The 26,106-nt window shown below is 67.9% G+C and carries 23 protein-coding genes and 1 pseudogene; 17 read left to right on the top strand and 7 right to left on the bottom strand.

Annotation, left to right across the window (positions count from 1 at the left end):
* The 3 genes and pseudogenes from NFW05_RS06695 to NFW05_RS06685 all read left to right on the top strand — a co-directional run.
* A pseudogene (locus NFW05_RS06695) lies at positions 1-988 on the top strand (type I restriction endonuclease subunit R); the annotation flags it as partial.
* Positions 989-1,303: 315 nt separating this feature from the next.
* Positions 1,304-3,223 carry a molecular chaperone HtpG gene (htpG, locus tag NFW05_RS06690; RefSeq protein WP_295304017.1) on the top strand — a complete coding sequence of 640 codons (1,920 nt, stop codon included), beginning with the start codon at positions 1,304-1,306 and terminating at the stop codon, positions 3,221-3,223.
* The gene (locus NFW05_RS06685; RefSeq protein ID WP_295304015.1) at positions 3,223-3,738 is read left to right on the top strand and encodes a DNA-deoxyinosine glycosylase; all 516 of its coding nucleotides are present in this window, start codon (positions 3,223-3,225) and stop codon (positions 3,736-3,738) included. The genes htpG and NFW05_RS06685 overlap by 1 nt, the downstream gene beginning before the upstream one ends.
* Positions 3,739-3,934: 196 nt before the next feature.
* Here NFW05_RS06685 and infA read toward each other — a convergent pair whose 3' ends face one another.
* The 3 genes from infA to NFW05_RS06670 form a co-directional block, all read right to left on the bottom strand.
* A complete protein-coding gene (infA, locus tag NFW05_RS06680) occupies positions 3,935-4,195 on the bottom strand; it encodes a translation initiation factor IF-1 (RefSeq protein ID WP_295304012.1) in 261 nt (86 codons plus the stop codon).
* Between the two features lie 103 nt (positions 4,196-4,298).
* Positions 4,299-4,505 carry a cold-shock protein gene (locus tag NFW05_RS06675; RefSeq protein ID WP_295304009.1) on the bottom strand — a complete coding sequence of 69 codons (207 nt, stop codon included), beginning with the start codon at positions 4,503-4,505 and terminating at the stop codon, positions 4,299-4,301.
* Positions 4,506-5,014: 509 nt separating this feature from the next.
* Positions 5,015-5,566, bottom strand: coding sequence for a hypothetical protein (locus tag NFW05_RS06670; protein WP_295304006.1), 552 nt, complete (start codon positions 5,564-5,566; stop codon positions 5,015-5,017).
* Between the two features lie 162 nt (positions 5,567-5,728).
* Between NFW05_RS06670 and NFW05_RS06665 the strand changes: the two genes are divergently transcribed.
* Entirely contained in the window at positions 5,729-7,525 is a 1,797-nt protein-coding gene (locus NFW05_RS06665) for a GspE/PulE family protein (protein ID WP_295304003.1), read from the top strand.
* Positions 7,526-7,601: 76 nt separating this feature from the next.
* Here NFW05_RS06665 and NFW05_RS06660 read toward each other — a convergent pair whose 3' ends face one another.
* Entirely contained in the window at positions 7,602-8,036 is a 435-nt protein-coding gene (locus NFW05_RS06660; protein WP_295304001.1) for a hypothetical protein, read from the bottom strand.
* A 124-nt stretch (positions 8,037-8,160) separates the two neighbouring features.
* Positions 8,161-9,729, bottom strand: coding sequence for a hypothetical protein (locus NFW05_RS06655; RefSeq protein ID WP_295304022.1), 1,569 nt, complete (start codon positions 9,727-9,729; stop codon positions 8,161-8,163).
* A gap of 287 nt (positions 9,730-10,016) precedes the next feature.
* Between NFW05_RS06655 and NFW05_RS06650 the strand changes: the two genes are divergently transcribed.
* The 12 genes from NFW05_RS06650 to NFW05_RS06595 all read left to right on the top strand — a co-directional run bounded on the left by NFW05_RS06650 (position 10,017) and on the right by NFW05_RS06595 (position 23,113).
* Positions 10,017-12,791, top strand: a complete 2,775-nt coding sequence (locus NFW05_RS06650) for a DUF2339 domain-containing protein (protein WP_295303998.1) — start codon at positions 10,017-10,019, stop codon at positions 12,789-12,791.
* Positions 12,788-14,182 carry a DUF3999 domain-containing protein gene (locus NFW05_RS06645; protein ID WP_295303995.1) on the top strand — a complete coding sequence of 465 codons (1,395 nt, stop codon included), beginning with the start codon at positions 12,788-12,790 and terminating at the stop codon, positions 14,180-14,182. Before NFW05_RS06650 ends, NFW05_RS06645 begins: the two co-directional genes overlap by 4 nt.
* 178 nt (positions 14,183-14,360) lie before the next feature.
* Positions 14,361-14,600, top strand: coding sequence for an RNA chaperone Hfq (hfq, locus tag NFW05_RS06640; protein WP_295303992.1), 240 nt, complete (start codon positions 14,361-14,363; stop codon positions 14,598-14,600).
* 116 nt (positions 14,601-14,716) lie between these two features.
* Positions 14,717-15,886, top strand: a complete 1,170-nt coding sequence (hflX, locus tag NFW05_RS06635; RefSeq protein ID WP_295303989.1) for a GTPase HflX — start codon at positions 14,717-14,719, stop codon at positions 15,884-15,886.
* 20 nt (positions 15,887-15,906) lie between these two features.
* Positions 15,907-17,178: an FtsH protease activity modulator HflK gene (hflK, locus tag NFW05_RS06630; RefSeq protein WP_295304020.1), complete on the top strand. Its 1,272-nt coding sequence runs from the start codon at positions 15,907-15,909 to the stop codon at positions 17,176-17,178.
* On the top strand, positions 17,178-18,071 hold the full coding sequence (gene hflC, locus NFW05_RS06625; protein WP_295303987.1) for a protease modulator HflC: 894 nt from the start codon (positions 17,178-17,180) through the stop codon (positions 18,069-18,071). The genes hflK and hflC overlap by 1 nt, the downstream gene beginning before the upstream one ends.
* Positions 18,068-18,253, top strand: coding sequence for a DUF2065 domain-containing protein (locus tag NFW05_RS06620; protein WP_295303985.1), 186 nt, complete (start codon positions 18,068-18,070; stop codon positions 18,251-18,253). The genes hflC and NFW05_RS06620 overlap by 4 nt, the downstream gene beginning before the upstream one ends.
* Positions 18,250-19,419: an ATP phosphoribosyltransferase regulatory subunit gene (locus NFW05_RS06615; protein WP_295303982.1), complete on the top strand. Its 1,170-nt coding sequence runs from the start codon at positions 18,250-18,252 to the stop codon at positions 19,417-19,419. The genes NFW05_RS06620 and NFW05_RS06615 overlap by 4 nt, the downstream gene beginning before the upstream one ends.
* The gene (locus NFW05_RS06610; RefSeq protein ID WP_295303979.1) at positions 19,409-20,719 is read left to right on the top strand and encodes an adenylosuccinate synthase; all 1,311 of its coding nucleotides are present in this window, start codon (positions 19,409-19,411) and stop codon (positions 20,717-20,719) included. The genes NFW05_RS06615 and NFW05_RS06610 overlap by 11 nt, the downstream gene beginning before the upstream one ends.
* 197 nt (positions 20,720-20,916) lie before the next feature.
* The gene (locus NFW05_RS06605; protein ID WP_295303976.1) at positions 20,917-21,945 is read left to right on the top strand and encodes a hypothetical protein; all 1,029 of its coding nucleotides are present in this window, start codon (positions 20,917-20,919) and stop codon (positions 21,943-21,945) included.
* Between the two features lie 135 nt (positions 21,946-22,080).
* A complete protein-coding gene (locus NFW05_RS06600; protein ID WP_295303975.1) occupies positions 22,081-22,569 on the top strand; it encodes a hypothetical protein in 489 nt (162 codons plus the stop codon).
* A gap of 136 nt (positions 22,570-22,705) precedes the next feature.
* A complete protein-coding gene (locus NFW05_RS06595; RefSeq protein ID WP_295303972.1) occupies positions 22,706-23,113 on the top strand; it encodes a hypothetical protein in 408 nt (135 codons plus the stop codon).
* 87 nt (positions 23,114-23,200) lie between these two features.
* Here the strand turns inward: NFW05_RS06595 and NFW05_RS06590 are convergent, their stop codons facing one another.
* Positions 23,201-23,617: an NUDIX domain-containing protein gene (locus NFW05_RS06590; protein WP_295303969.1), complete on the bottom strand. Its 417-nt coding sequence runs from the start codon at positions 23,615-23,617 to the stop codon at positions 23,201-23,203.
* Between the two features lie 66 nt (positions 23,618-23,683).
* Positions 23,684-24,685 (bottom strand): DNA-binding protein YbiB, encoded by a 1,002-nt coding sequence (gene ybiB, locus NFW05_RS06585; RefSeq protein ID WP_295303966.1) that lies wholly within the window; start codon positions 24,683-24,685, stop codon positions 23,684-23,686.
* A gap of 259 nt (positions 24,686-24,944) precedes the next feature.
* Between ybiB and NFW05_RS06580 the strand changes: the two genes are divergently transcribed.
* Positions 24,945-25,706 (top strand): zf-TFIIB domain-containing protein, encoded by a 762-nt coding sequence (locus NFW05_RS06580; protein ID WP_295303963.1) that lies wholly within the window; start codon positions 24,945-24,947, stop codon positions 25,704-25,706.
* Positions 25,707-26,106 lie beyond the last annotated feature (400 nt).

Genomic DNA, 26,106 nt, shown 5'->3' with positions numbered 1-26,106 from the left:
GCACACGATGTACGTGGACAAGCAGCTCTCGGGCATCAAGGCGGTGCAGACGCTCTCGAGGCTCAACCGCGCACACCCGAAGAAACACGACGTGTTCGTGCTCGACTTCATGAACGACACCGACACGATCCAGCAGGCGTTCGCCGACTACTACCGGACGACGATCCTCGCCGAGGAAGCCGACCCGAACAAGCTGCACGACCTGAAAGCGGCGCTCGATGGCTACCAGGTCCATGCCGCTTCACAGGTGGACGAGTTCGCGGCGCTGTACCTCGGTGGCTCGGACCGGGATCGACTCGACCCCATTCTGGACGCCTGCGTCGCCGACTACCGGGAACGATTGGACGAAGACGGGCAGGTGGACTTCAAAGGCAAGGCCAAGGCATTCCTGCGCACCTACGGCTTTCTGTCGTCGATCCTGCCGTACACGAACGCGGAGTGGGAGAAGCTGTCGATTTTCCTGACGTTTCTGGTACCCAAGCTGCCCGCGCCGGTCGAAGAGGACCTGTCCAGGGGCATCCTCGAGGCGATCGACATGGACAGCTACCGTGTCGAGAAGCAGGCCGCGGTCAGGATCCAGCTGCCTGACGCCGACGCCGAGATCGAGCCCGTGCCCACGACGGGCGGCGGCCGCAAACCCGAACCCGAGCTGGAGCGCCTCTCGAACATCCTGAAGGCGTTCAACGACCAGTTCGGCAGCATCCCATGGTCCGACGCCGACCGCGTGCACAGGCTGATCACCGAGGAAATCCCGAACCGGGTGGCGGCCGACAAGGCGTACCGGAACGCGCGCCAGAACTCCGACAGGCAGAACGCGCGCATCGAGCACGACAAGGCGCTGGCGCGGGTGATGACCGCCGTGCTCAAGGACGATGCTGAACTGTTCAAGCAGTTCATGGACAACGAGGGGTTCCGGCGCTGGTTTACGGATACGGTATTCGGACTGACGTACGAGGCGTCGGGGGCGGGAGGCCCAACAGCCCGATGAAGCTGACGGTTGCCTACGGCGCCCGCAGCTCGTCGGCGAGGCGATAGGCGAGAGCGAAGGCGAGGCTTCGCGCAGCATGGTGAGCGCCGCCGCACCCGGCCGGGCTGTGCAAAGCCGGCCGTTGGGGGGGCGAGTGAGCAACGCCGCAGATCGGCCTTGCAGCAGATTCATTCACAACTTCTGGGCGCCGCGCCGGGCTGCGGCGCAGACCTTGAAATCTTCCGCAGCACCCCCATCTGGCGAAGCATTGCGCGCGGCCAGCGTTGCCGTTGCGCGCCGATCGTCTTTGGTCAACGTTTTCCCGGGGAGTTCCGCATGGGCGCACAGAAGGAAACGCTCGGCTTCCAGGCCGAGGTCAAGCAGCTGCTCAACCTGATGATCCATTCGCTGTACAGCAACAAGGAGATCTTCCTCCGCGAGCTGATCTCGAACGCGTCCGACGCCTGTGACCGCTTGCGCTTCGAAGCGCTGAACAACGCGGCGCTCTACGGCGACGACGGCGAGCTCACGATTCGCGTTTCGTTCGACAAGGACGCGCGCACGCTGAGCATCGCCGACAACGGCATCGGCCTGTCGCGCGACGAAGCGATCGAACACCTTGGGACGATCGCCAAGTCGGGCACCCGCGAGTTCTTCGCCCGGCTGACCGGCGACCAGGCGAAGGACGCGCATCTGATCGGCCAGTTCGGCGTCGGCTTCTACTCCTCGTACATCGTCGCCGACCGGGTGACGGTCGTTTCGCGGCGGGCCGGCAGCGAGGCGAGCCAGGCGATCCGCTGGGAGTCGAGTGGTGAAGGGGACTTCACGATCGAGATGATCGAGCGCGAGCAACGCGGCACCGAGGTGACGCTGCACCTGCGCGAGGGCGAGGACGAGTTCCTGTCGGGCTGGAAGCTCAGGGAGATCATCCGCAAGTACTCCGACCACATCACGCTGCCGATCCTGATGAGGAAGGAGCAGTGGAGCGAGGAGAAGAAGCAGCAGGTGCTGACCGACGAGGAGGAAACCGTCAACCAGGCTTCGGCGCTGTGGACGCGGGCGAAGTCGGAGATCAGCGCCGAGCAGTACAACGAGTTCTACAAGCACGTCGCCCACGACTTCGACGATCCGCTGGCCCACGTCCATGCGCGAGTCGAGGGCAAGCAGGAATACACGCAGCTGCTCTACATTCCCGCGCGCGCGCCGTTCGACCTCTTCGACCGGACGGCGCGACACGGCATCAAGCTCTACGTGCGTCGCGTGTTCATCATGGACGACGCCGAGCAACTGATGCCGCTGTACCTGCGTTTCGTGCGCGGGGTCGTCGATTCGAACGACCTGCCGCTGAACGTCTCGCGCGAGATCCTCCAGCAGTCGCGCGACATCGAGGCGATTCGCGGCGGCTGTGTCAAGCGCGTGCTCGGCCTGCTCGAGAGCCTCGCCGACAGTGACGATGAAGCCGAGCGCGAGAAGTACGCGATCTTCTGGAAGGAGTTCGGGCGCGTGCTCAAGGAGGGGGTCGGCGAGGACACCGCGAACAAGGAGCGCATCGCCCGGTTGCTGCGCTTCGCCTCGACGCAGTCGGATACCGCCGACGAGACCGTCTCGCTCGCCGATTACGTCGGCCGGATGAAGGATGGACAGGAGAAGATCTACTACGTGACCGCGGAGACCTTCACCGCGGCGAAGAACAGCCCGCATCTCGAGATCTTCCGCAAGAAGGGGATCGAGGTGCTGCTGCTCTCGGATCGCGTCGACGAATGGGTGACCGGCCATCTGACCGAGTTCGACGGCAAGTCCCTGCAGTCGGTGGCCAAGGGCGGGCTCGACCTCGGCAAGCTCGAAGACGCCGCCGAGAAGCAGGAATCCGAGAAGGCCGCCGACGAGTACAAGGATCTGATCGACCGGATCAAGGCGACGCTCGGGGACAAGGTCAAGGACGTTCGCGTCACGCATCGTCTGACCGATTCACCGTCGTGCCTCGTCGCCGACGAGTACGACCTCGGCGGCAATCTGCAGCGGATCCTCAAGGCCGCCGGGCAGAGCGCGCCGGCAAGCAAGCCGATCCTCGAGATCAACCCGAAACACCCGGCGGTGCAGCGGCTCAAGTACGAGGAGGCGCGCTTCGACGATTGGGCGAACCTGCTCTTCGAACAGGCGACGCTCGCCGAAGGCGGGTCGCTCGACGACCCGGCGGGTTTCGTCAAGCGGATCAACGACCTGATGCTCGCGCTTTCGCTCGGCAGCGGGCGCTGATGGCCGACGACAGGCCGCCGGTGCTCTGCGGCCTGCCGCCGATTCTCGACGAGCACGTACGGACGCTGATCCTCGGCAGTTTCCCTTCGCCGGCCTCGCTCGCCGCGCAACATTACTACGCGCACCGCCAGAACCAGTTCTGGCGGCTGCTCGCGGCCCTGCTCGACGAGCCGCTCGGCGAAATCGATTACCCGGCCAAGCAAGTCGCTCTGCTGCGCGCGCGGATCGGCGTCTGGGACGTCTATCGCCAGTGCCGGCGGGTCGGCGCGCTCGACGCGGCGATCGAGTCGCCCGAGTTCAACGATTTCTCGCTGCTGCGCGCGGTCGCGCCGCAACTTCGCTGCGTCTGTTTCAACGGCCAGACCGCCGGTCGCCTCGCCGGCTGGTTCCGCCAGGCGGGCTACGCGACGGTGGTCCTGCCTTCGTCGAGTCCGGCGTATACGCTGGCTTTCGAGCGCAAGCTCGCCGCGTGGCGGGCGGCTGGGCTCGGCCGGCGGCTCGCTGGCGGGGTCTGAGCGGGCGGGTGCCCGGTGCGTACTCCGATCGCGGATCGGGTGTCGTGTAGCGCGAGCCGGTCGCCACGTCGATGCCCGGTGCGTGGACGACCGGGCCACGGCGCAGCCAGCAAGTCGTCATCCGACGCAGCTTGGCAATTGGCCGGGAGCCGCGTCAGCGAATCGGTAGCCAAGACCGCGCCTGGTTCATCGGGCCTCAGGGTCTGCGTCGCTGCGCTGTGCCAGTCACGCTGCGCCCGTCAATGTGGCGGAAGGTAATCCGTCCCTTGCTCAGATCGTATGGCGAAAGCTCGAGCGACACCCGGTCGCCGGCGATGATGCGGATGTGGTGCTTGCGCATCCTGCCCGCGCTGTAGGCTACGAGATCGTGGCCGTTGTCGAGGGTGACGCGATAACGCGAATCGGGGAGTATCTCGGCGACGATGCCGTTCATTTCGAGTAACTCTTCCTTGGACATGTCAGTCTTCCGGTGGGATGAAGAACAAAAAGGCCCGGGAAGACCGGGCCTTGCTGACTGGACTTACGGCATGGCCGAGGACCATGCCGGCCAGGGCTACGGATTAGCGTGCGGCGCGGATATTCGCCGCCTGTTGGCCTTTCGGGCCGCTGGTGATGTCGAACTCAACCCGTTGACCTTCTGTCAGTGTCTTGAAGCCGCTCGACTGAATTGCGGAAAAGTGCGCGAAAAGATCGTTGCCGCCGCCTTCGGGGGTGATGAAGCCGAAGCCCTTGGCCTCGTTGAACCACTTGACTGTACCGGTTGCCATGTCTTGACCATCCTGAAAAAGACAAAAAAAGGGGACTGCCCCTTGAGTGGGGCGAAAATCAAGACCGTGGGGTGATGATGGAAAGTCCGCAGAATCGCGGGTACAGAACCGAACAGCAACAGCAGTGCTTGAAAATCGCTGGCGCGGACTATGGACCGATTTGCGGAAAATTGCAATCCATATTTCGCAGGAGGCGGCGATCCACTCGGATCGGCTCCGGACCGGGGACCTTCTTGCACACGGTACAGGATCGCCTCAGAGGTTGTGAATAAATCTACTGCGCGGCCAGTCTGCGGCGTTGCTCACTCGATCACTCCTCGCCTATCTATCTGATATGTCTCGTCGTTCGCTCGCTCGCGCCGGGCATATCGGCCTGCTCGTGACGATTCCTTCACAACCTCTCGGCCGGTCGACCAGCCATCTGGAGCCCGGGAAGGACACTGCCGGGGCGATTCGTGCGCGGTCTGCGACCCGGCGGCAGCCCCCGGGCCGACGCCCGGCTGTCGGGTTCATTTCGCCGGCGTGAGCGCGTCACGCAGGCACTGGCGGTGCTCGGGGCCGGTCTTGTCACGGCACAGCTGGCGGGCCTTCTCGTGCTGCTGGCAGCGCGCCGGATTCGCCGCCTGGCTGCAGTCGACCGCCGGCATCCGCTCATCGACGCAGCGCTTGAAAGCCGGACCGCGCTGCTCGCCGCACGCGAGGTAGGCCTCCTTGCGCGCGGTGCACTGCCGGGGGTCACGCGCCTTGCTGCAGTCGGTCTTCTGCGTCTCGGTGATCATGCACTGCCGGCGCTCCGGGCCGCGCTTGTCGCGGCACGCGTCGAGCACCTGCTGGTGTGCGTCGCGCCGGTAGCGGCAACTTTCGGGGTCGGCCGCCTGGCTGCAGTCGACCGGCCCTCGGCCACCACGGCCGGCAGCGGCTCCAGGCCCGCCGCCCATTCCCGGTCCTCCCCCCATTCCCGGCCCCATGCCCATGCCACCACCCGGGGCGGGCTGGGCGATTGCCGGCAGGCTGAACAGTGCATAGGCGAAGGCGATCAGGATCAATGAACGGGTGGGCATGGTCTTCTCCGTGGAGCGGGGCTGCAGACTCGGCTGCTGGGGGTCCGCGCGGTTCGCCGGCGGGGCTCGGCCGGTTCCCGCATGGCGCCCGCCGGTGGCCGCGATTGAGCGGGCCGGGCGGTGTCCGGTATAGTGGCCGGGAACCGTCCGGAAATAGTGCCCATGTCGCAAGCTGCGGTCAACACCATCCATGAACACCGTCTGACGCTTGCCGAGCTTCTCGGCTGGCTCGTCGACGACGGACTCGCCCTGGCCGCTGACGCCGACGTCCTGCTCCGCGAGAGCCGGCTCAAGCGGCTCAACGCTCACCCGTTGGTGATCGTCGCCGACCAGAAGTGGAAGACGGCGAAGGAGCCTCACCGAACGCTGACCCTCGACGATCTCGGCGAATGGCTGGGACGCCGGATCGGTCTCGAGTATCACCACATCGACCCGCTGAAGATCGACTTCACCGCGGTCACCGACGTCATGTCGAGCGCCTACGCGACGCGCTTCGGCATCCTGCCGATCGAGGTGACGACCCGCGAAGTCGTCGTCGCGACGACCGAGCCGTTCCTGCGCGACTGGGAGAAGGAGATCCGGGCGATCACCAAGCGTGAGATCCGCCGTGTCCTGGCCAGCCCGATCGACGTCGGACGCTACCTGATCGAGTTCTACAATCTCGCCCGCTCGGTCAAGAAGGCCGCCCAACTCGGCGGACCGAGCGGCAACCTGTCGTCGTTCGAGCAACTCGTCGAGCTCGGGCGAGCCAACCGCCAGTTCGACGCCAACGACCAGCACATCGTCAATATCGTCGACTGGCTCTGGCAGTACGCCTTCGAGCAGCGGGCCAGCGACATCCACATCGAGCCGCGGCGCGAGCTGGGCATCGTCCGCTTCCGGATCGACGGTGTGCTGCATCAGGTCTACCAGATTCCGATGAGCGTCCTCGCGGCGATGATCAACCGCGTGAAGATCCTCGGGCGGATGGACGTCGTCGAGAAGCGGCGCCCGCAGGACGGCCGCATCAAGACGCGCACGGCCGACGGCCGGGAGGCCGAACTGCGCCTGTCGACGCTGCCTACGGCGTTCGGCGAGAAGCTGGTGATGCGCATCTTCGACCCCGAGGTGCTCGTCCGCGGGTTCGGCGAGCTCGGTTTCAGCGACGACGATGAGGGGCGCTGGCGGACGATGACCGAAAGGCCGAACGGGATCATCCTGGTCACCGGCCCGACCGGCTCGGGCAAGACGACGACGCTGTACTCGACGCTCAGGCAGCTGGCCACCCCGGCAGTGAATGTGTGCACGATCGAGGACCCGATCGAAATGGTCGAGCCGGCGTTCAACCAGATGCAGGTGCAGACGGTCATCGACCTGACCTTCGCCCAGGGGGTGCGCGCACTGATGCGCCAGGATCCGGACATCATCATGATTGGCGAGATCCGCGACCTCGAGACCGCCGAGGTGGCCATCCAGGCGGCACTGACCGGGCATCTCGTGCTGTCCACGCTGCACACCAACGACGCGCCGTCGGCGATCACCCGCATGCTCGATCTCGGCGTCCCGTCGTATCTGCTCAGCGCGACGGTGCTCGGGGTGATGGCCCAGCGCCTGGTGCGCATCCTCTGCCCGCACTGCAAGAAGGGCTATCCGGCGAGCCCCGACGAGGAGGCGATGTGGGACCAGCTCGTCGCACCATGGAAAGCCAACCGTCCGACGCGCTTCTACCGACCGGTCGGCTGCCTCGACTGCCGGATGACCGGCTACCTCGGGCGAGTCGGGCTCTACGAGATCCTGCTGCTCTCGCCTGAAGTCAAGCTGGCGATCAGCGAAAACAGGGACATCGAGAAGATCCGCGAACTGGCCTACCGCGGGGGCATGAAGCCGCTGCGCATTTCCGGAGCGATGAAGGTCGCCGCCGGCGTGACGACGCTCGCCGAGGTGTTCAAGGTCGCTCCGCCGGTCGAGCAGCAGAGTTGACCGCGGGCGGTCGGGCCGGCGGCGATGACCCGCCCGCAGCGAGGCGAGACCGAGACCGCGTACGCGAACCGGGCCGTTACCTCGAAATCTCCAGGGCGTGGGCCTCAGAGGAGAGATCGACGGCCGACTTCGTGCCGTAGTACCGGTCGCCGAGCCTGAACAGGTAGCGGCACCACTGCTCGGTGGTACTTGACCATTCGATCGTCACGCAGTACGTTGCATTGTCGCCGATGTGCCAGGTGCCGTGCCCGCGGCTAGGGCGTTGCATTTTTCCCCGGCTGTCGCTGGAAGCCACGAAAGTGCCGTCGGGGTCGTTGGACCAAGAGCGCGTGCTTCCGGCTCGGGTGAAGCTGAAGACCTTCGCCCCCGGCAGTAGCGCGCGCAGTTCGTCGAGGGACAGCTGCTGGCCGCCCTGGGCCTTGACGTCGCCCAGCTTGTCCGGGGGGGTTTGGGCCAGGAGCAGCGGCGAGACGAAGAGCAGTCCAACGCAAAGCGCGGTCGATGGGTTCATGCAAGTCCCCTGTCAGCAGGTCCTAGAGAGCGCAGCGCTGGCGGCGGGCGCCTGGGCCGCGCGAGTCCCCCAGCGAGCACGACGCCTGCAGCCTATCATCGTCCCAGTGGCTTGTCGACTGGCGTCAGGCGCTGCGCAGCCCGAGCACTCGTGTCAGCCAGATCGCCGCGAAGGGCAGGACGAGTCCGATCACCGTGACGACGATGAACAGCGCGCCGAGCTGGCTGTAGTCGGCGGGTACGCTGACCGCGCGGGTCAGCGGGTCGCGGACTTCACGGGCGACGGTGAACAGCTCGTTGAGGTAGCGGGTGCCGAGCTGCGACGCCGACAGGGCGAGGTTGGTGAACGAGGCCATCACCGCGAAATACGTCGCCTTGAGACGCGGCGGCGCCGAGTTGGCGATCCAGGCGAGCATCGGGACCATGGCGATCTGCCCGAGCGGGGATTCGAGCGCGGTGTCCACCAGCGCGATGAAGCGGGCATCGACGAGGCCGCCGGTGTGCGCAGCGGTCCACTGGTGGAGTCCGTAGTACATGCCAAGCGTCGGCAGGCTGAGCAGCGTCCCGGCGAGGGTCAGGAAGCCGACGATGTAGGCGATCGAGCGCTCGCCGATGAAGCGGCGAAAGGCGAAAAGGCCGAACAGCGTGAGCACGCTCGAGATCAGCGAGAGCCGGGCGAGGAACGACTGATCGAATCCGAGTTCGTCGATCATCCACCAGGTCGAGCCGGCGCCGGGTCCGGGCATGGCGCGGAAAACGAAGACGACGAGCGCCGTGCCGAGCAGCGTTCGCCGCGAATTCTCGTCGAGTTCGCCGAGCAGACGGTTCATCAGGAAGGCGATCACCGCCAGCGAACCGAAGAAGATGATCTCCTGGGCGAAGTCGACCTGGGTCAGCCCGACGGCCAGTGTCAGCGCGACGAAGAGCAGGCTGCCGCCGAGGATCCACCAGTTGGGCCGGATCGCTTCGCTGGTCGGCACGGCCAGCACCTGCAGTGCCGTCGGGTCGAGTCCGCGCGCGCGCAGTCGGCGGGCGTCGCGGCGTCTGAGCAGCGAGGCGAGCAGCACGCCGGCGACCGAGATCGCCGGGATTATCAGGGCCAGCGCGTAGAGCTTCGCGTAGACGGCGATCTTGCCCGCCGCGGGCAGCGTCTCGACGCCGGCGAAGACGACGACGTTGACCAGCGAGACGAGGACGCCGCCGCCGATGATCGCCACGCGGCCAAGTGTCTGCAGCGTGGTGTTCATCAGGCGACGGGTTTCGGGCGGGACGGGACGGCCGTGTTCGTCGACTCGCGGGACCGCCTCGACGGTCATCGCGTCGGCGACGACGTCCTGGATCACGTAGCCGATCGGCGAGAGCAGAGCCGAGACGACGAACCAGGCTTCGGGCGACATCAGCTCGCCCATGCGCAACGGTTCGGCGATCAGCCCGAGCATGATCAGCAGGCTGGCGGCGATCAGCGCGGCGCCGAGCCAGACCAGGCCGGCCTTGTGGCGCCAGATCAGGTCGACGAGATGGCCGAGCGGCATCTTGAGTGCCCAGGGGATTCCCGCCCAGAAGCCGAGAGCGGCAAGAAAGGCTGCCGAGAGGCCGAGATACTCCTTGACGAAGAAGGTGCCGACGATTCCGGTGAGTTCGGAGACGCCGGCGGCGACATAGACCATCAGCGGCGGCAGGTACGAGAGGCGCATCTCGCGAGCGAGCTCGAGGATGTTTTCGTCAAACCAGCGGCGAAGGAGAGCGGGCAAGGGGTTCCTCCGTGGGTCGGCGGGGGTCCGCGGCGGGGTGGCGTGGAACGCACGGCCGCAGGCGGTCGAGCCGCCATTGTGCCTCAAGCCGGACGGCTTGCCGTCGTCGCCGTCGATGCTGTTAGACTTGGCGGCGCTCGGCTCGGGCTCTGCAATGGTGGTGCGGATCGTCGTCGAGCGTGGCTGGAACGCTGACCTGCCGCGTGCCGCGGCCGAGGAGAAACGGGCAAATGTGGTTCATCGGGGCGATTCTCGGGGCGATTCTCGCCGCGCAGATGCATTCGGGCCTATGGATCGTCGGTCTGCTGGCTGGCGGAGCGCTCGGCTGGGCGATGGGTAGCAGGGCCCGGCAACTGAACGAAGAGCGCTTCCGGGCAATCGACGGGCGGCTGACGCGGATCGAGGTCGAGCTCGGGCGGCTGGCCGGACTCCGGGTTTCGGGATCGGCGGGCGCGGACGCGGCCGTGTCGCGGCCAGCGCGCGCGGCGTCGCCGACGTCGGGCGAGCAGGTGAGCGTGGCCGAGGCGCACGGCGAGCGCGTCGTGGCCGGCGAGCGTCCGGAGAGGGACGTCGCGGTCGCAGCGACCGCGGCGCTCGCCGGCGCCGAACGATCGGCCGTGGCGCGGCCGGCGCGGGTGCCCGAGCGCGCCAAGGAGCCAGCCGGGGAGAGCCCCGGTGAACGCGCCGCCGGACCGGTCGTCGACTGGCTGTTGCGCGGCAACGTGATGGCCCGAGTCGGCGTGGTCATCCTGTTCTTCGGCGTCGCCTTCCTGCTCAAGTACACCTACCAGCATGTCCACGTGCCGATCGAGTTGCGGGTCAGCGGCGTCGCGTTCGGCGCAGTCGTCCTGCTGGTCATCGGCTGGCGGCTGCGCTCGAGGCGCACGGGCTACGCGCTCGCGCTGCAGGCGGGTGGCGTCGGCCTGCTCTATCTGACGATCTTTGCCGCGCTGCGCCTGTTCGGGCTGCTCCCTCCGGGGCCGGCGTTCGTGCTGCTGCTCGCCGTCGTCGGGCTGGCCGCTGCGCTGGCCGTTCTGCAGGACGCGCGATCGCTGGCTGCGCTCGGTGCGGCCGGCGGGTTCCTCGCCCCGATCCTCGCCTCGACCGGCGCCGGCGACCATGTCGCGCTGTTCGCCTATTACGCGGTGCTCAACGTGGGCATCCTGGCGATCGCCTGGTTCAGGTCGTGGCGAGTTCTCAACCTGCTCGGCTTCGCGTTCACCTTCGGTATCGCCACGGTCTGGGGGGTGCTGCGCTACCGGCCTGAACATTTCGCGTCGACCGAGCCCTTCCTGGTCCTCTTCTTCGTCATCTACGTGGCGATCGCGGTGCTTTTCTCGCAGCGCGAGCCGGGGACCGTCGAGCGGCACATCGACACGACGCTGGTCTTCGGCGTACCGCTGATCGCCTTCGCGCTGCAGGTCGGACTCGTCCGCGACTTTGCCTGCGGTTCGGCGTGGAGTGCGCTCGCCGTCGGAGCGTTCTACCTGCTGCTGGCGCGTGCGCTGTGGTCGCGGCGCGGCGAGGGGCAGCGGCTGGTCGTCGAGTCGTTTCTCGCGCTCGGCATCAGCTTCACGACGCTGGCCGTTCCACTGGCCTTCGATGGCCGCTGGACTTCGGCGGCGTGGGCGCTCGAGGGCGCGGCGATCGTCTGGGTCGGCGTGCGCCAGCAGAGGCTCGCGGCGCGCGCCTTCGGCGTCGTCCTGCAGCTGCTTGCCGGCTTCTTCTACATCGACGATCTCGGCCGAGCGGCCGGGCCGTGGCCGGTGCTCAACAGCGTGTGGCTCGGGGCGCTGCTGCTGGCCATCGCGGGGCTGTTCAGCGGCTGGTTGCTGCAAATCCGCCGGCCGGGACTGGTCCCGGCCGAGCGTTGGCTGGCGCACGCACTGCTCGCCTGGGGAGTCGTCTGGTGGGTCGGCGGCGGTTTGCACGAGATCGATCGCCATGTGCCCCATGCGCTCAGGGGGAACGCCGCGCTCGGCCTGGTGAGCGCGTCGTGCCTGGCCTTCGGCTGGCTCGAGCAGCGGCTGAACTGGCCGGCGATGCGTGTTCCGGCGCTCGCGCTGCTGCCGGCGATGGTCGTTTTCGCGGTGCTGATCCCGGGCCAGGCGACCCATCCCTTCGCGCACGCCGGGTACATCGCCTGGCCAGCGGCCTTTGCCGCGCACCTCTGGCTTCTCTGGCGCCGCGACGGCTCGCCCGGGGCGGGCCACGAGTGGCTGCACGCGGCCGGGTTCTGGCTGTTCGCGGCACTCGGCGCGTGGGAACTCGCCTGGGCGATCGATCGCTGGGTCGACGGGCGGGCGGCCTGGCCGCTGATCGGCTGGGCGCTGTTCCCCGGAGCGCTGCTCGGCGTGCTCGCGCTGCGCGGCGAGCGCCTCGGCTGGCCGGTCGCCACCCACCTGCCGAGCTATCTGCGGTCTGGCGGGGTGCCTCTGGCTGCCTTTCTGGCGATCTGGTCGGTCGTCGGCAGTTTCGCTTCAGACGGTGACCCGTGGCCGCTGTCTTACCTGCCGGTGCTCAACCCGCTCGACCTCGCGCAGGCCGGGGCCCTGATCGTCGTGGCGACCTGGTATGTCGCCGTGCGGCGACTTGGCCTCTGGCCCGGCGACGCGCTGCCGCTTCCGGTGGCCGCTGCGCTGGCCGGCGCGGCAGCGTTCTTCTGGGCCAATTCGGTGCTGCTGCGCGCGCTGCACCACTGGGCTGGAGTGCCGCTGCACTTCGCGGCGCTGGCCGGATCGGACCTCGTGCAGGCATCGCTGTCGCTGTTCTGGACGCTGATCGCGCTGGCCGCGATGGTGCTGGCCACCCGGCGCGGCTGGCGAGCACTGTGGCTCAGCGGAGCCGGGCTGCTGGCGGTGGTCGTCGTCAAGCTGCTGCTCGTCGACCTGTCCAACGCCGGTACGCTCGAGCGCATCGTCTCGTTCGTCGGCGTCGGCCTGCTGATGCTGCTGATCGGCTATCTGGCGCCAGCGCCGCCGGTCGGCAAGGGGGACGCGCGATGAACGCGCTGGCCGCCTGCCTCTGCCTGCTGTTCGGCGCGTACGCGTGGGCCGAAACGCCGGCCGACTTCGCTTTCGGCATGGCCCTCGAGACCTCGGGCAGTGCGGCGCTCTGGCAGCTCGAGCTGCCGGCGGCGGTTTATCAGCGGGTCAGGAGCGCGGACCTCGGCGACCTGCGGGTGTTCAACGCCGCCGGTGAAGCGGTGCCGCACGCTTTCCTGCCGCGGCCGGCCGACGAGAAGGAGCGGCGCGCGCCGCTGCGCCTGCCGTTCTTCGCGCTGCGTGGCGACGCGGCGACTGGCGTCGATGGTCTGCAGATTCACGTCGAGCGGCAACGGGGGAGGGCGGTGGTCAATGTCCGCGAAGGCGAGGGGGCAGCCAGGGCGAGCGTGCTGCTCGGTTACCTCGTCGACGCGTCGGTGCCCGACGAAGCGCTGCGCGCGTTCCGGCTCGAGCCGGCGCGTGGTGGCGAAGACCTGATCGGCCGCCTGCGCGTCGAGGCGAGTGACGATCTCGGACAGTGGAGGCTCGTCCGGCGCGAGGCGCCGGTCGTGCAACTGGTCGCCGGCGGCCAGCGGCTCGAACAGCTGCGCGTCGACTTTCCGGCCGAGCGCGCGAAGTACTTCCGGCTGACCTGGGCGCCGGGCTCGGCGCGGATCGAACTTGCCGGCCTGCTCGCCGAGCCGGCCGCCGGCGTCGTCGAGCCGCAACGGCGCTGGCACGAAGTCGCGGCGAGCGCGCTCGAGGAAGGCCAGGGCCAGTACGTCGCCGACCTCGGCGGGCAGTTCCCGGTCGACCGCCTGCGGCTGACTCTGCCGCAGGCGAACAGCGTCGCTGCGGTCCAGATACTGTCGCGGGCGAGCGAGTCGGACCCCTGGCGGCAGGTCGCCGCGCGCAGCGTCTACCGCCTCGGGCCACCGGGCGAGGAGATCGTCAGTCCGGACCTGGCGATCGCCCCGACGACGCATCGCCACTGGCTGGTGCGCGTGGACCCGCGCGGCGGCGGCCTCGGTGCGGGGAAGCTGCGCTTCGCTGCCGGTTGGCTGCCACAGCGGCTGGTCTTCGCCGCGCGCGGTCCCGGGCCGTTCCAACTCGCTTTCGGCAGTGCCAGAGCGGCGAACTCGGCGTATCCGGTTGCCACGCTGGTGCCCGGCTACCGCCACGACGACTCGGGGCTGGTCGGCGAACTGCCGATCGCCGAGGCGGGTGTCGGCGACGTCGTGACGCTCGCCGGAGACGGTGCGCTTCGCCCGGCGATCGACTGGAAGCGCTGGCTGCTCTGGAGCAGTCTGCTGCTCGGCGTCGCCGTCCTCGGCTGGATGGCGCTGCGCCTGGCCCGGGAAGTGTCACCGGCGCGCGGCGACGGATCGCCCGAAAAGGCGGAGGATCGGTGACGGGTCTGCCGCGACTCTCAGGCTGAATCGTGCCCGGCGACCGCCGCAGGGGGGTGCGGCGACTGCGCGTCGGGGACCAAGGTTAGAGAGCGACCAGCAATCGCCCGGGGGTAGTGGATAGGGTAAAAGTAAGTTACCATTCAAAGACTGGAACCAATAACAGGGAGGCGTTTCAGAAATGACCAGCAAAGGGCAGCTGTTGCAGGATCCTTTCCTCAATACCTTGCGCCGCGAGCGCGTACCGGTATCGATCTATCTCGTCAATGGCATCAAGCTGCAGGGACAGATCGAGTCCTTCGACCAGTATGTCGTCCTGCTCAAGAATTCGGTTACCCAGATGGTCTACAAGCATGCAATCTCGACGGTCGTGCCGTCGCGACCGATCACGATTCCCCAGGACACGGACAACGAAGCATAACCTGTCACGGTTGCGCAGCCGGCGAGGCGGTCGGCACCTCCCGGCCCGAACGGGGGATGTCGGGCCAGGACCGGTGATCGGCGGTGCGCGTCGAACGACGTTCGTCTTTCGCTGAGATGGCCGCGAAGGGCCCGCCCGCCGAACGCGCGGTGATCGTCCAGCTCGACTTCGGCGAAGGTGACCTCGCCGAGCAGATCGACGAGGTGCGCCTGTTGACCCTGTCCGCCGGAGCGACGATCTGTGCGGTCGTGCTCGGCCGGCGTAGCAGCCCGGAGGCGGCGACCTTCGCCGGCAAGGGCAAGATCGACGAAGTGGCCGCCGAGGTCGCCGCGCATCAGGCCGACCTGGTGATCTTCAACCACGAGTTGAGTGCTGGCCAGCAGCGCAACCTCGAGCGTGTCCTCCAGTGCCGGGTGATCGACCGGACGAGCCTGATCCTCGACATCTTCGCGCAGCGCGCGAAGAGTGCCGAAGGCAAGCTGCAGGTCGAACTCGCGCAGCTCGAGCACCTGGCCACACGCCTGGTTCGCGGGTGGACCCACCTCGAGCGCCAGAAGGGCGGTATCGGTCTGCGCGGTCCGGGCGAGACGCAGCTCGAAACCGACCGTCGGCTGCTCGGCATGCGCGTCCGGGTGCTCAGGGGGCGACTGGCCCGGCTCGAGCGGCAGCGTGGTGTCCAGCGCAAGGCGCGCCGGTCGGGCGACCTGCTCAACGTTTCGCTGGTCGGGTACACGAACGCCGGCAAATCCACGCTGTTCAACTCGCTGACCCACGCCGACGTCTATGCCGCGGACCAGCTGTTCGCCACGCTCGACACGACGACGCGCAAGCTCTGGCTTCCCGAGGCCGGGCACATCGTCGTCTCGGACACGGTCGGCTTCATCCGTCATCTGCCGCACACGCTCGTCGCCGCCTTCCATGCGACGCTCGAGGCGACCGCCGAGGCCGACCTGCTGCTGCACGTCGTCGACTCGGCGAGCCCGGCACGTGACGAGCAGGTCGCCGACGTGAACCAGGTGCTCGCAGAGATCGGTGCGGCCGAAGTGCCGCAGCTGATGGTCCTCAACAAGCTCGACCTGACCGGCCTGGCGCCGTCGGTCGAGCGCGACGACTATGGTAGAATCTCGCGCGTTCGCGTCAGCGCCGCCCGGGGTGACGGGCTTTCCCTGCTGCGCGAAGCGCTGGCCGAGTTCGCTCTGGCCAAAGCGACCGGGCGGCGGGTGCCGTCGCGGGCGGCCGCTGCCGAAGACGAGGATGTGCTTCTCGATGCAGATGGATCCTCATGATTTCATGCCTTGGAGTGCTTATGTCGCTCAATGACCCGCAATGGGGCAATCGCGGCGGCGATGACGGTGGTGGCCGGAGACCCAGCCAGGGGCCGCCCGACCTCGAACAGCTGTGGCGTGACCTCAACCGGCGGCTGTCGGGGATTTTCGACCGCCGACGTGGCGGGCGGCAAGGCGGCGATCGCGGCGGCGACCGCCCGCCCGTGGAATTCAACCCCAGGTTCCTCGGCGGCGGAATCGGGCTGCTGATCTCGATGGTCATCGTCGCCTGGCTGGCCAGCGGCTTCTACATCGTCGATGCTTCGCAGAGGGGCATCGTCCTGCAGTTCGGCCGCTACCGGGAAACGACCGATCCGGGCCTGCGCTGGCGCCTGCCGTACCCGATCCAGTCGCACGAACTGGTCAATGTCTCGGGAGTCCGGACCGTCGAGATCGGCTACCGCGGCAGCGAGAAGAACAAGGTTCTCAAGGAAGCACTGATGCTCACCGACGACGAGAACATCATCAACATCCAGTTCGCCGTCCAGTGGTTCCTCAACGATCCGGTCGATTACGTGTTCAACAACCGCCATCCCGACGAATCTGTGATGCAGGTCGCCGAGACGGCGATCCGCGAGATCGTCGGCAAGAACAAGATGGACTTCGTTCTCTACGAAGGACGCGAGCAGGTCGCCGTGCTCGCGGCGAAGCTCATGCAGGAGATTCTCGACCGCTACCAGACCGGGATCCTGATCTCGAAGGTAACCATGCAGAACGCGCAGCCGCCGGAACAGGTGCAGGCGTCTTTCGACGACGCGGTCAAGGCTTCGCAGGACCGCGAGCGGCAGAAGAACGAGGGTCAGGCCTACGCCAACGACGTGATCCCGAGGGCCCGGGGAACCGCCGCGCGACTGCTCGAGGAAGCCGAGGGCTACCGCAAGCGGGTGGTCGCGACCGCCGAAGGTGACGCGAGCCGCTACCGGCAGATTCAGGTCGAATACGCGAGAGCGCCCGAAGTGACCCGCAGCCGGATGTACCTCGACACCATGCAGCAGATCTATGCGAACACGACCAAGATCCTGGTCGATACGAAGGGGCAGGGGAACCTGCTCTACCTGCCGCTCGACCGGCTCATGCAGGCCGCCGGAGCGGTCACGGCTGCGCCGGGCGCACCGGCGCAGGAGGCGGCGGCACCTGCCGCCGCTGCGCGGCCGTCGGCGCCGGTTTCCGGGGACGTTCCGCCACAGGTCGTCGACAAGACCGACGTCCGCTCGCGCGATACGCTGCGCCAGCGTGACCGGGAGTCGCGCTGATGAGGGCGGGAATGAATGCCGTGGCGGTGGTCTTCGTCGCCGCGCTGGTGATCCTCGGGGCGACGATCTTCACCGTCGATCAGCGCCAGCATGCGATCGTCTTCCAGCTCGGCGAGGTCCGCCAGGTCATCGAGGAGCCGGGTCTGTACTTCAAGTGGCCGCTGATCCAGAACGTGCGCTACTTCGAGAAGCGCATCCTGACGATCGACAGCGCGGAGCCCGAGCGCTTCATCACCTCGGACAAGATGAACGTCCTCGTCGACTCGATCACCAAGTGGCGGATCATCGATCCCAAGCTCTACTACATCTCGGTGGCCGGTGACGAGTCGCGGGCCAAGACGCGCCTGACGCAGACGGTCAATGCCGGCCTGCGCGAGGAGTTCGGCAAGCGCACGGTGCACGACGTCGTTTCCGGCGAGCGCGACAAGATCATGGCCCAGATGCGCGAGAAGGCCGACCTCGACGCGCGCAAGATCGGCGTGCAGATCGTCGATGTCCGCGTCAAGCGCGTCGAACTGCCGAACGACGTCAGCGAGTCGGTCTACCGGCGCATGGACGCCGAACGCAAGCGCGTGGCCAACGAGTTGCGCTCGCAAGGCGCGGCCGAGGCGGAAAAAATCCGCGCCGATGCCGACAAGCAGCGCGAGGTGATCGTCGCCGAGGCTTACCGCGACGCGCAGAAGATGAAGGGTGAAGGCGACGCCCGGGCAACGGCGATCTACGCTGCAGCTTTCGAGAACAGCCCCGAGTTCTACGCTTTCTATCGCAGTCTCGAAGCCTATCGCAGCAGCTTCAAGAGCAGGAACGACGTCCTCGTCGTTGAACCGAGTTCCGATTTCTTCAGGTACATGAAGAGCATGGGCCGGGGTGGTGGTGAAAAAGCCGGCCGATGATGGACATCCTGCTGCCGGCGATCGCCCTGATGCTCGTGCTCGAGGGGCTGATGCCCTTCGTTGCTCCGAACGCCTGGCGTGAGACCTTCCGCCGCCTGATCCGCTTCACCGACGGCCAGATCCGCTTCATCGGACTGACCTCGATGCTCGTCGGGCTGGTGCTGCTGATGGTTTTCCGATGAACTGGCTGCTGCCCGAACACCTGGCCGACGCGTTGCCGGCGGAAGCGGCGCGCATCGAGGCGCTCCGCCGTACGCTGCTCGACCTCTTCCGCGTGCGGGGTTACGAGCTGGTCATGCCGCCGCTGCTCGAGCATCTCGACTCGCTGCTCACCGGATCGGGCCAGGACCTGAGCCTGCGCACGTTCAAGCTCGTCGATCAGCTGTCGGGGCGCACGCTGGGACTGCGTGCCGACATCACGCCGCAGGTCGCGCGGATCGACGCGCATCTGCTCAATCGCCAGGGGGTCACCCGCCTGTGCTATTGCGACAGCGTCGTGCACACGCTGCCCGCATCGCTGGCCGCGAGCCGCGAACCGATCCAGCTTGGCGCCGAACTGTACGGCCACGCCAGCGTCGCCGCTGACCGAGAGGTGATCCGGCTGATGGCCGACGCTCTGGGTGCGGCCGGCGTTCCCGCCGAGCGCATCGACCTCGGTCACGTCGGCGTGTTTCGCACACTCGTCGCCGCTGCCGGTCTGGACCTGGGGACCGAGGAGGCGCTGCTGCAACTGTTGCAGGCCAAGGACGTGCCGGGTCTGCGCGAGCGCTGCACGGATCTGCCCGAACCCCTGCGCTCGGCCTTCCTCGGCCTGCCCGAATTCTACGGCGGCGTAGAGGTCCTCGCCGCAGCGGGCCGCGCGCTCCCGGCGTTGCCGGGAATCGCCTCGGCGCTCGAAACGCTCGACCGCTTGCAGGAAGCGCTGCCCGACCTGCCGTTGTCTTTCGATCTCGCCGATCTGCGTGGCTATCGCTACCACAACGGAGCCGTGTTCGCGGCCTATCACCGGGCTTCGGCGAGTGCGATCGCCCGCGGCGGGCGTTACGACGGCGTCGGGCAGGCCTTCGGTCGGGCGCGGCCGTCAACCGGGTTTTCGGCGGACCTGCGCGAGATCGCCCGCCTGGTCCCGGGCGTGCCGTGTCGCGCGGCGATCCTCGCGCCGTGCTCCGATGGCGATCCGCGGCTCGCCGAGCGGATTGCCGCGCTGCGCGCGCAGGGCGAAGTCGTCGTCGAGTGTCTGCCGGGCGAGACGGGGAGCGAGGGGCCGCAGTGCGACCGCGAGCTGATCGAGCGTGCCGGGCAGTGGCGGGTTGAGGCAATCGGAGGAACGAATCGGCATGAGCGCTAGGAACGTCGTGGTCGTCGGCACCCAGTGGGGCGACGAAGGCAAGGGGAAGATCGTCGACTGGCTGACCGATCGCGCCGGCGGTGTCGTCCGTTTCCAGGGCGGGCACAACGCCGGGCACACGCTGGTCGTCGGTGAGCGGACGTACAAGCTCAACCTCGTGCCGTCGGGAATCGTCCGCGAAGGCGTCGTCTGCTTCATCGGCAATGGCGTCGTCCTCGACATCCATCATCTTCTCGGCGAGATTCGGACGCTCGAGGCCGGGGGGATCGACGTCCGCTCGCGCCTGCGGATCAGCCCTGGCTGCCCACTGATCCTCGCCTACCATTCGGCGCTCGACGTCGCGCGCGAGGCGGCCAAGGGCGCCGCGGTGCGTATCGGCACAACTGGCAAGGGGATCGGTCCGGCGTACGAGGACAAGGTCGCGCGCCGCGCGCTGCGCGTTTACGACCTGTTCCATCCGGCCCGTTTCGCAGATCGGCTGCGCGAGAACCTCGACTATCACAACTTCGTGCTGACCCGCTACCTCGGCGCCCAGGCCGTCGATGGCGCAGCCGTGCTCGCCCGGGCGATGACCGACGCCGAGGAGATCAGGCCACTGGTCAGCGACGTGTCGGCGGCACTGCATGCGCTCAACCGCGCCGGCAGGAGCCTGCTCTTCGAGGGGGCGCAAGGTGCGCTGCTGGACATCGACCACGGAACCTACCCATTCGTGACTTCCTCGAACTGTGTCGCCAGCCAGGCCGCCGCCGGGTCGGGAATCGGCCCCGGCATGCTCGATTACGTTCTCGGCATCACCAAGGCCTACTGTACGCGCGTCGGCGGAGGTCCCTTCCCGAGCGAACTGGACATCGAAGGCGCTGGCCAGCCGGGTTACCAGATGTCGCAGAAGGGCTGCGAGTTCGGTACGGTCACCGGGCGCAAGCGGCGCTGCGGTTGGCTCGATCTGGCTGCACTGAAGCGCTCGATCGCGATCAACGGCGTGACCGGTCTCTGCCTCACCAAGCTCGACGTACTCGACGGCCTGCCCGAGCTGCGTATCTGTACGGCGTATCGGCTTGGCGGCGAGACGGTCGACCTGCTGCCGCTGGGCGCTGATGACGTCGCGGCGTGCGAGCCGGTGTTCGAAACGCTTTCCGGGTGGAGCGCGTCCACGGTCGGAGCGACGGCGATCGAGCAACTGCCAGCTGCCGCCCGGGCGTATCTGACGCGCATCGAGGAACTCTGCGGGATCCCGATCGACATCGTGTCGACCGGCCCCGAGCGCGGCGAGACGGTCGTGCGCAGGCATCCGCTCGACTGAGAGGATCTGCAGCAAGCCCGGCGATCCGGCCAGAGGCCCGGCAGGCGCCAATTGCGTGTGGTTTGGCGCAGGTCGCGCAGTCGTCGCCGGTCGGGCCAGGTGCGCCGGGGCACCGGAACGGGTTCGCTGATCGCGCTATCCTGAAGCGCTGCGGGTTGCTATGATGCCGCGACTTTCCACAGCGTCCGGAGGCGGCGATGGGCATCCTCGACTGGTTCAAGAATCGGCCGGCCCAGTTCGAGACCGACGGCGTGTCGGAAGACACGATTCGCCGCGCGACCGAGAAGGCGATCACGCTGACCAACCCAAGGCTGAGCGTCGTGCCGGCGTACCAGAAGCGTCTCGCGCCAGCGGTGGCGAAGTCCATCGAGTTTCTTCGCGAAGCGATCACTGCGCTGCCACAGGCACGACCGCTGTCGCCGACGGGGTGGGCGGCCGACCCCGCGTTGCGCGCCTTCTTCGCGAGCCCGGCAGAGATTCCCGACACGCTTGGCCGTTCGGCGAACCTGTGCACGCTGTTCGACAAGTTTCCGGCGCTCGACGACGCCTTCATCGTCCTCGGCATGGCGTTCAGCGAGCAGAGCGTGCTGGGGATCGCGCTTCACGGGGAAACCGTCCAGCGCGATGTCGTCCAGAAGAGCGTCAGTTTCAGCGATCACCGGACGCACATGTGCGGCCGCGACGAGGATCGCCTGAAACGGGTGATCGGTGTTCAGGGTTTCGAGTTCCTCGTCGCGCAGGCGCTTGCCGAGATTGGCTCCGACCGGGCCGAGAGACAGGAACTCGAGGCCAATCGCGCGCTGATCCGCTCAAGGCTGCGCCTGTTGCAGCAGCAGGGCCCCGGTCTCGGCGCGCTGTTCGGCGCCGCGCCGGCGGGACGCGCCGAGCAGGCGAAGCTCGAGCAGGAACTGATCGAGAACGAGCGGCAGCTCGAAGAGCTCGGCGGAAACGAGTCTGCGCTGGAGATGGAACTCGGGTGTCTCAGCGAGGTGCTCGAGCATCCGGAGCGCTATGTGAGCATCACCAGGAAGCAGTTTCGCTTGAACACGATGAACATCGTCACCGGCGAGGAAAGCGGTGAGGTCGCCGCTCCGGTCGACTTCCAGGTCGCCGAACTCGGCGGTGCGCACCCGGTGCGTCGGGCTTTCGTGCTGGCCACCGTGGCCCGCAGCGAGATGCCCGAGGCAAAAGGGATCGATTTCGCGGATGCGGCGCGTTATCTCTGATCTTCCCGCTTCGGCGGGAAGAGCGATGCGTTCGGCGCATCCGGAACACCTGTCGGCAGGCAGCGACCCATCGTCAGCAGGCGATGACCTCGCTGCCTGCCTCTTCGTCGGTAACTCAAAGCAAGGAGAACGGCAATGAATCGAGAGGAACTGCGTGACCAGCTGCTGGCGCCGGTCCTGGCCTGGACGCGGCTCGGTCGCCAGACGAGCGCGCTGATCGTCGCGTCGATGGAGGTGATCGGCAGCCGCAGTTCGACGCTGATCCGCGCCAACACGCTGCGCGGAAGCCACGACTGGCCGGAGATGTGCACGATGACCAGCGAGAAGCTCACCGTGCCGCTGCAGGCGATGCTGGCCATGGCCTCGGCGATGCAGACCGAGACGCGCCAGTTTCTTGCCGAGGCGGGCGAGGCCGCCGCGGCTCTGGCCAGCGGGGCAGTGGGGATGACGGCGAGTGGCGGAGCCGGCGAGGAGCGCGGAGCGCCGGCCGATCTTGGCCACCTGCTGATCAGCAGCGCCCTGGTCTGGTACCAGCTCTGGGGACGCGCCGCCGAAGTGCTCGAACAGGGCTTGCAACCGATCCTTCGCCAGGTGCAGAGCAACGCTGACCGGCTCAGCCCGTAGCCCGGTCAAGGGACTGCAGGGCGTGCTGCCATTCCCGGGTTGCCCGACGGTACCACGCCTGGGGTAGAGGCGAAGGGCGGCCAACGCTCCGGCACTCGTCGGTCATCCGCCGGGCACGCGGCGCGTTAAGCAACTCATGAAAACGACCGCTCGCTCCCTGTGCATCGGCCTGTCGCTGGCTCTCGGCACGGCCACCCCGGCGCTCGCCGACCGTGGACACCACCACGGCTACTACGGCCCGGTGCAGCCGTATGCCCATCACGGTGGTGATTTCCGACCGGCCAGGCCGTATGCGTACTATCCGGCGCCGCAATACAAGCGCAGCTGGGTCGGCCCCGCGGCCGTGCTGGCGATTGCCGGTATCGCCACCGGAGTGGCCATCGCCTCGGCGACGCCTGCGCCGCGTCCGGTGGTGGTCGCTCCGGCACCAGTGCCGTACGTCGCACCGCCGGCGGGCTTCTGGCAGTACTGCGCATCGGCCGCCAGCTATTATCCGTACGTTCCGTACTGTCCCGAAGGCTGGCAGCTCGTCCCGGTGCGTTGATCCGCGCGGGGTGCAGGCCCGCTCTCTTCGAGCGACCGGCTGATCACGCGACGGACGAGCGCTGTCCGGTTGGCCACCCCGTTGCGTTCAGCGCCCTCGCGGCGTCTGCGCCATCGCCAGGGCCAGGCTCGTCACCGGGGTGGCACGGATCGCCCGGAAGCGCTCGACGATCTCGCGCGTCGCCGCCGACATCCGGTTGACCAGCGGCGTCTGCTGCTCGTCGAAAAGATGCAGACGGGTCGCGTCGTCGCCAGCCAGCGGGGTTCCCGAGGCGATCGCCCAGAAGACGTTGTGGCAGTTGGTCAGCGACTGGTGATCGAAGAGAAAGACGAGCGAATCGGCGATCAGCCCGGTCTCTTCGGCGAGCTCGCGCGCCGCCGCCTGCAGCCGCGATTCGTGCTGGTCAATTCCTCCGCCGGGCAGCAGGACCAGCCCGCCGCGGTTTTCGACGAGCAGGATGCGCTGTTCGATCTCGACGATCACGGTGGCTCTCTGTCGCTTCATCGGTGTCTGTCGCTGAGTGGTGGCGAAGCGGGCGTACCGCTCGATCGTCGGGGGTCGGCCCGCCGGTCAGCCCGAGGCGGCCGATGACCCGCCGGGCGGTCGGACATCGCTCCCGACGACCCGCGCGAGTGCTTCCTCGGCAGTCTCCGCCAGACCGCTGGCGAAGCGGCAACAGGCGATCTGGCTGGCGATCGGCGGCGGAACGGGAAGCTCCGCGCTGAGCACGCGGTGCATCCAGCCGACGGTCGTGGACGCGTCGCAGCTCTCGGGGAGCGCGGGTAATGTGCCGACGCTGTCGCGCTCGGCAGTACAGGCGATCTCGCTCGTGCCGTCGTGCACATACTCGATCGCCGGGCGGCGTCGCGGGTTGGCGAAGGGCTCGCCTTCGCTGCCGCGCAGCAGCAGCGCCCGGGCGCGTGTCCGGGTGAGTACCTCGCGCATGATCGCGATGTAGTCGGGGTGGGTCGCGGCGGCGACCAGCAGGCTTTCGCCGCGGAACGGGTCGAGCATCTTGACCAGACTGTGCGCGCTGTTGCGCAAGCCGAGTCGCCGGCGCAGCGCGATCTGCCGGTCGAGGCCCGGCGAGAGCAGCGGCAGCGGCAGGTAGGCGACGTCGCCGCATCCGAGCCGCCTCTCGGCGTCGGCCAGGCTCGCGCAGGGCACGACCCCGTACTCCCGGAAGATCCGCTCGCTGGTCACCCGGCCATGGTCATCGGGGAGTCCGTGGACGAGCACCGGAAGACCCTGGCGCGCGAGCAGCAGGGCGAGCAACGGCGTCAGGTTCGCATGGCGCCGGGCCCCGTTGTACGACGGAATGACCACCGGCCACGGGCGCCCCGGCGGCCTCAGCAGTCCGGGGAGCCGCTGATGGGCGGCGGCGAGGAAGCCGATCAGCTCGTCTGCGGTCTCGGTCTTCATGCGCAGCGCGATGGCGATCGCCCCCTGCTCGAGGTCGGGCACCTCGCCGTCGAGCAGCGCGCCGTAAAGCTGCTGCGCTTCTTGCTGCGACAGATCGCGTGCGCCGGTCGCCCCGCGCCCGATCTCCCTGATCACCCGCGCCAGTTCCATCGCTTGCCCTCTGGTCCTCCGCCTGCCGCTCGCCGGCTCGCAGCCTTCCCGCCGTAGCGACGCTCGAGCGCCGAAGGTAACCCATTTTGCGAGAGCCTGCATCAACCGGCTGCCTGGCACCTGTGCCCGGTGGCTGTTCGCAAAGCCGGGCGTCTGGTTAAGTGCGCCGGGCGCCGTTATACTCTCCGCGGTAGCCTCCCGGCCAGACGCGCGAAAGCGCCGAGGCTGGATTCGTATTCCGTCCTTCTGTGCGATTCCGATGACCGATATCAACCGATCGTCAACCACGCCAGCCGGCAGCGGGCGCCCGTGCCCGAGCTGCCAGGTGCCGATGGCCGCGCACGCGTTCAAGCGGCAGCTCAACGGCGAGGTCAGCCTCGACCTTTGCTTCGGCTGCCAGGGAATCTGGTTCGACGAGTTCGAGAGCGCGCAACTCGCGCCGGCGGGCGTGCTCGAGCTGTTCAGGCTGCTGCACGAGCACCACGCCGACCCGCGTCAGCCCTGGCGCCGGGTTCTGCGTTGCCCGCGCTGCCGGGAGAGTTTGCTGAGCTGCCTCGACAGCACGCGCACCGGGCGCTTCGCGTACAGCCGCTGCCCGCAGCGCCACGGCCGCTACAGCAGCTTCTCGGCATTCATGGTCGAGAAGGGCTTCGTCCGCCAACTCAACGGGGCCGAGGTCGCCGAGCTCGCCCGCAAGGTCCAGACGATCCGTTGCTCGGGCTGCGGCGCGCCCGTCGACATCCGTCGCGACCAGGCCTGCACCCACTGCCGGTCGCCGATCGTCATCCTCGACCCGGACGCGGTGCGCAACGCGCTCGCCGAGTTCGGGCGGAAGGCAGACCAGCAGGAGCGCATCGATCCGCATGCGCTGGCCGACGCGCTGATCGCCAACGAGCGGGCGAGGGTGCTCGCCAACCGGAATGCGGCGGGCCAGACGAGAAGCGGCAGCTGGCTCGAGACCGACATCGCCGACCTGGTCGGTGTCGGCATCGACGCGGTGTGGACGCTGCTGCGGAAGTAGCGGCGGCAGCGTCCTTACGTCGGCAGTCGCGATAGCGGCAGCGCTCCTGTCGATCGGGAGCAGCAGCGGCGAGATCGCTGGCCACAAGCCAGGCGCCGGGGAGCACGCGTTCAGGGTCGACGGCGATCAGGGTGGCTCTCCTCGCTCGTCGGTCGGGGCGATGATCCGTCCTGCTCCATGATCGGCGCTTCCCGTGGTTCGGGGTCCGGCGCCGCGCCGGGTGTGACTGTCGATGCGTGCGGGGGTGGCGCCGGAGCGACCGACGCGGGCCTCGGCGGCCTCGGCACCGGAGCGGACAACTGGTGGTCGGCGAGACCCCAGGCGAGGGCCAGGAGGATCAACAAGAGACTTGATTAGCCACAATGTTCAGCAAGCTCACGTGGCGAGCCTGCCGGGGTGA

The sequence above is a fragment of the Accumulibacter sp. genome (genome assembly GCF_023806625.1).
GTDB lineage: Bacteria > Pseudomonadota > Gammaproteobacteria > Burkholderiales > Rhodocyclaceae > Accumulibacter.
Note: the sequence above shows the minus strand (reverse complement) of the source record. Positions and strands in the feature narration are given on the sequence as shown.

Coding starts and splice junctions, on each gene's coding strand:
- htpG (WP_295304017.1), top strand. CDS start 1,304: ATGGGCGCACAGAAGGAAACGCTCGGCTTCCAGGCCGAGGTCAAGCAG.
- NFW05_RS06685 (WP_295304015.1), top strand. CDS start 3,223: ATGGCCGACGACAGGCCGCCGGTGCTCTGCGGCCTGCCGCCGATTCTC.
- infA (WP_295304012.1), bottom strand. CDS start 4,195: ATGTCCAAGGAAGAGTTACTCGAAATGAACGGCATCGTCGCCGAGATA.
- NFW05_RS06675 (WP_295304009.1), bottom strand. CDS start 4,505: ATGGCAACCGGTACAGTCAAGTGGTTCAACGAGGCCAAGGGCTTCGGC.
- NFW05_RS06670 (WP_295304006.1), bottom strand. CDS start 5,566: ATGCCCACCCGTTCATTGATCCTGATCGCCTTCGCCTATGCACTGTTC.
- NFW05_RS06665 (WP_295304003.1), top strand. CDS start 5,729: ATGTCGCAAGCTGCGGTCAACACCATCCATGAACACCGTCTGACGCTT.
- NFW05_RS06660 (WP_295304001.1), bottom strand. CDS start 8,036: ATGAACCCATCGACCGCGCTTTGCGTTGGACTGCTCTTCGTCTCGCCG.
- NFW05_RS06655 (WP_295304022.1), bottom strand. CDS start 9,729: ATGCGCCTCTCGTACCTGCCGCCGCTGATGGTCTATGTCGCCGCCGGC.
- NFW05_RS06650 (WP_295303998.1), top strand. CDS start 10,017: ATGTGGTTCATCGGGGCGATTCTCGGGGCGATTCTCGCCGCGCAGATG.
- NFW05_RS06645 (WP_295303995.1), top strand. CDS start 12,788: ATGAACGCGCTGGCCGCCTGCCTCTGCCTGCTGTTCGGCGCGTACGCG.
- hfq (WP_295303992.1), top strand. CDS start 14,361: ATGACCAGCAAAGGGCAGCTGTTGCAGGATCCTTTCCTCAATACCTTG.
- hflX (WP_295303989.1), top strand. CDS start 14,717: ATGGCCGCGAAGGGCCCGCCCGCCGAACGCGCGGTGATCGTCCAGCTC.
- hflK (WP_295304020.1), top strand. CDS start 15,907: ATGTCGCTCAATGACCCGCAATGGGGCAATCGCGGCGGCGATGACGGT.
- hflC (WP_295303987.1), top strand. CDS start 17,178: ATGAGGGCGGGAATGAATGCCGTGGCGGTGGTCTTCGTCGCCGCGCTG.
- NFW05_RS06620 (WP_295303985.1), top strand. CDS start 18,068: ATGATGGACATCCTGCTGCCGGCGATCGCCCTGATGCTCGTGCTCGAG.
- NFW05_RS06615 (WP_295303982.1), top strand. CDS start 18,250: ATGAACTGGCTGCTGCCCGAACACCTGGCCGACGCGTTGCCGGCGGAA.
- NFW05_RS06610 (WP_295303979.1), top strand. CDS start 19,409: ATGAGCGCTAGGAACGTCGTGGTCGTCGGCACCCAGTGGGGCGACGAA.
- NFW05_RS06605 (WP_295303976.1), top strand. CDS start 20,917: ATGGGCATCCTCGACTGGTTCAAGAATCGGCCGGCCCAGTTCGAGACC.
- NFW05_RS06600 (WP_295303975.1), top strand. CDS start 22,081: ATGAATCGAGAGGAACTGCGTGACCAGCTGCTGGCGCCGGTCCTGGCC.
- NFW05_RS06595 (WP_295303972.1), top strand. CDS start 22,706: ATGAAAACGACCGCTCGCTCCCTGTGCATCGGCCTGTCGCTGGCTCTC.
- NFW05_RS06590 (WP_295303969.1), bottom strand. CDS start 23,617: ATGAAGCGACAGAGAGCCACCGTGATCGTCGAGATCGAACAGCGCATC.
- ybiB (WP_295303966.1), bottom strand. CDS start 24,685: ATGGAACTGGCGCGGGTGATCAGGGAGATCGGGCGCGGGGCGACCGGC.
- NFW05_RS06580 (WP_295303963.1), top strand. CDS start 24,945: ATGACCGATATCAACCGATCGTCAACCACGCCAGCCGGCAGCGGGCGC.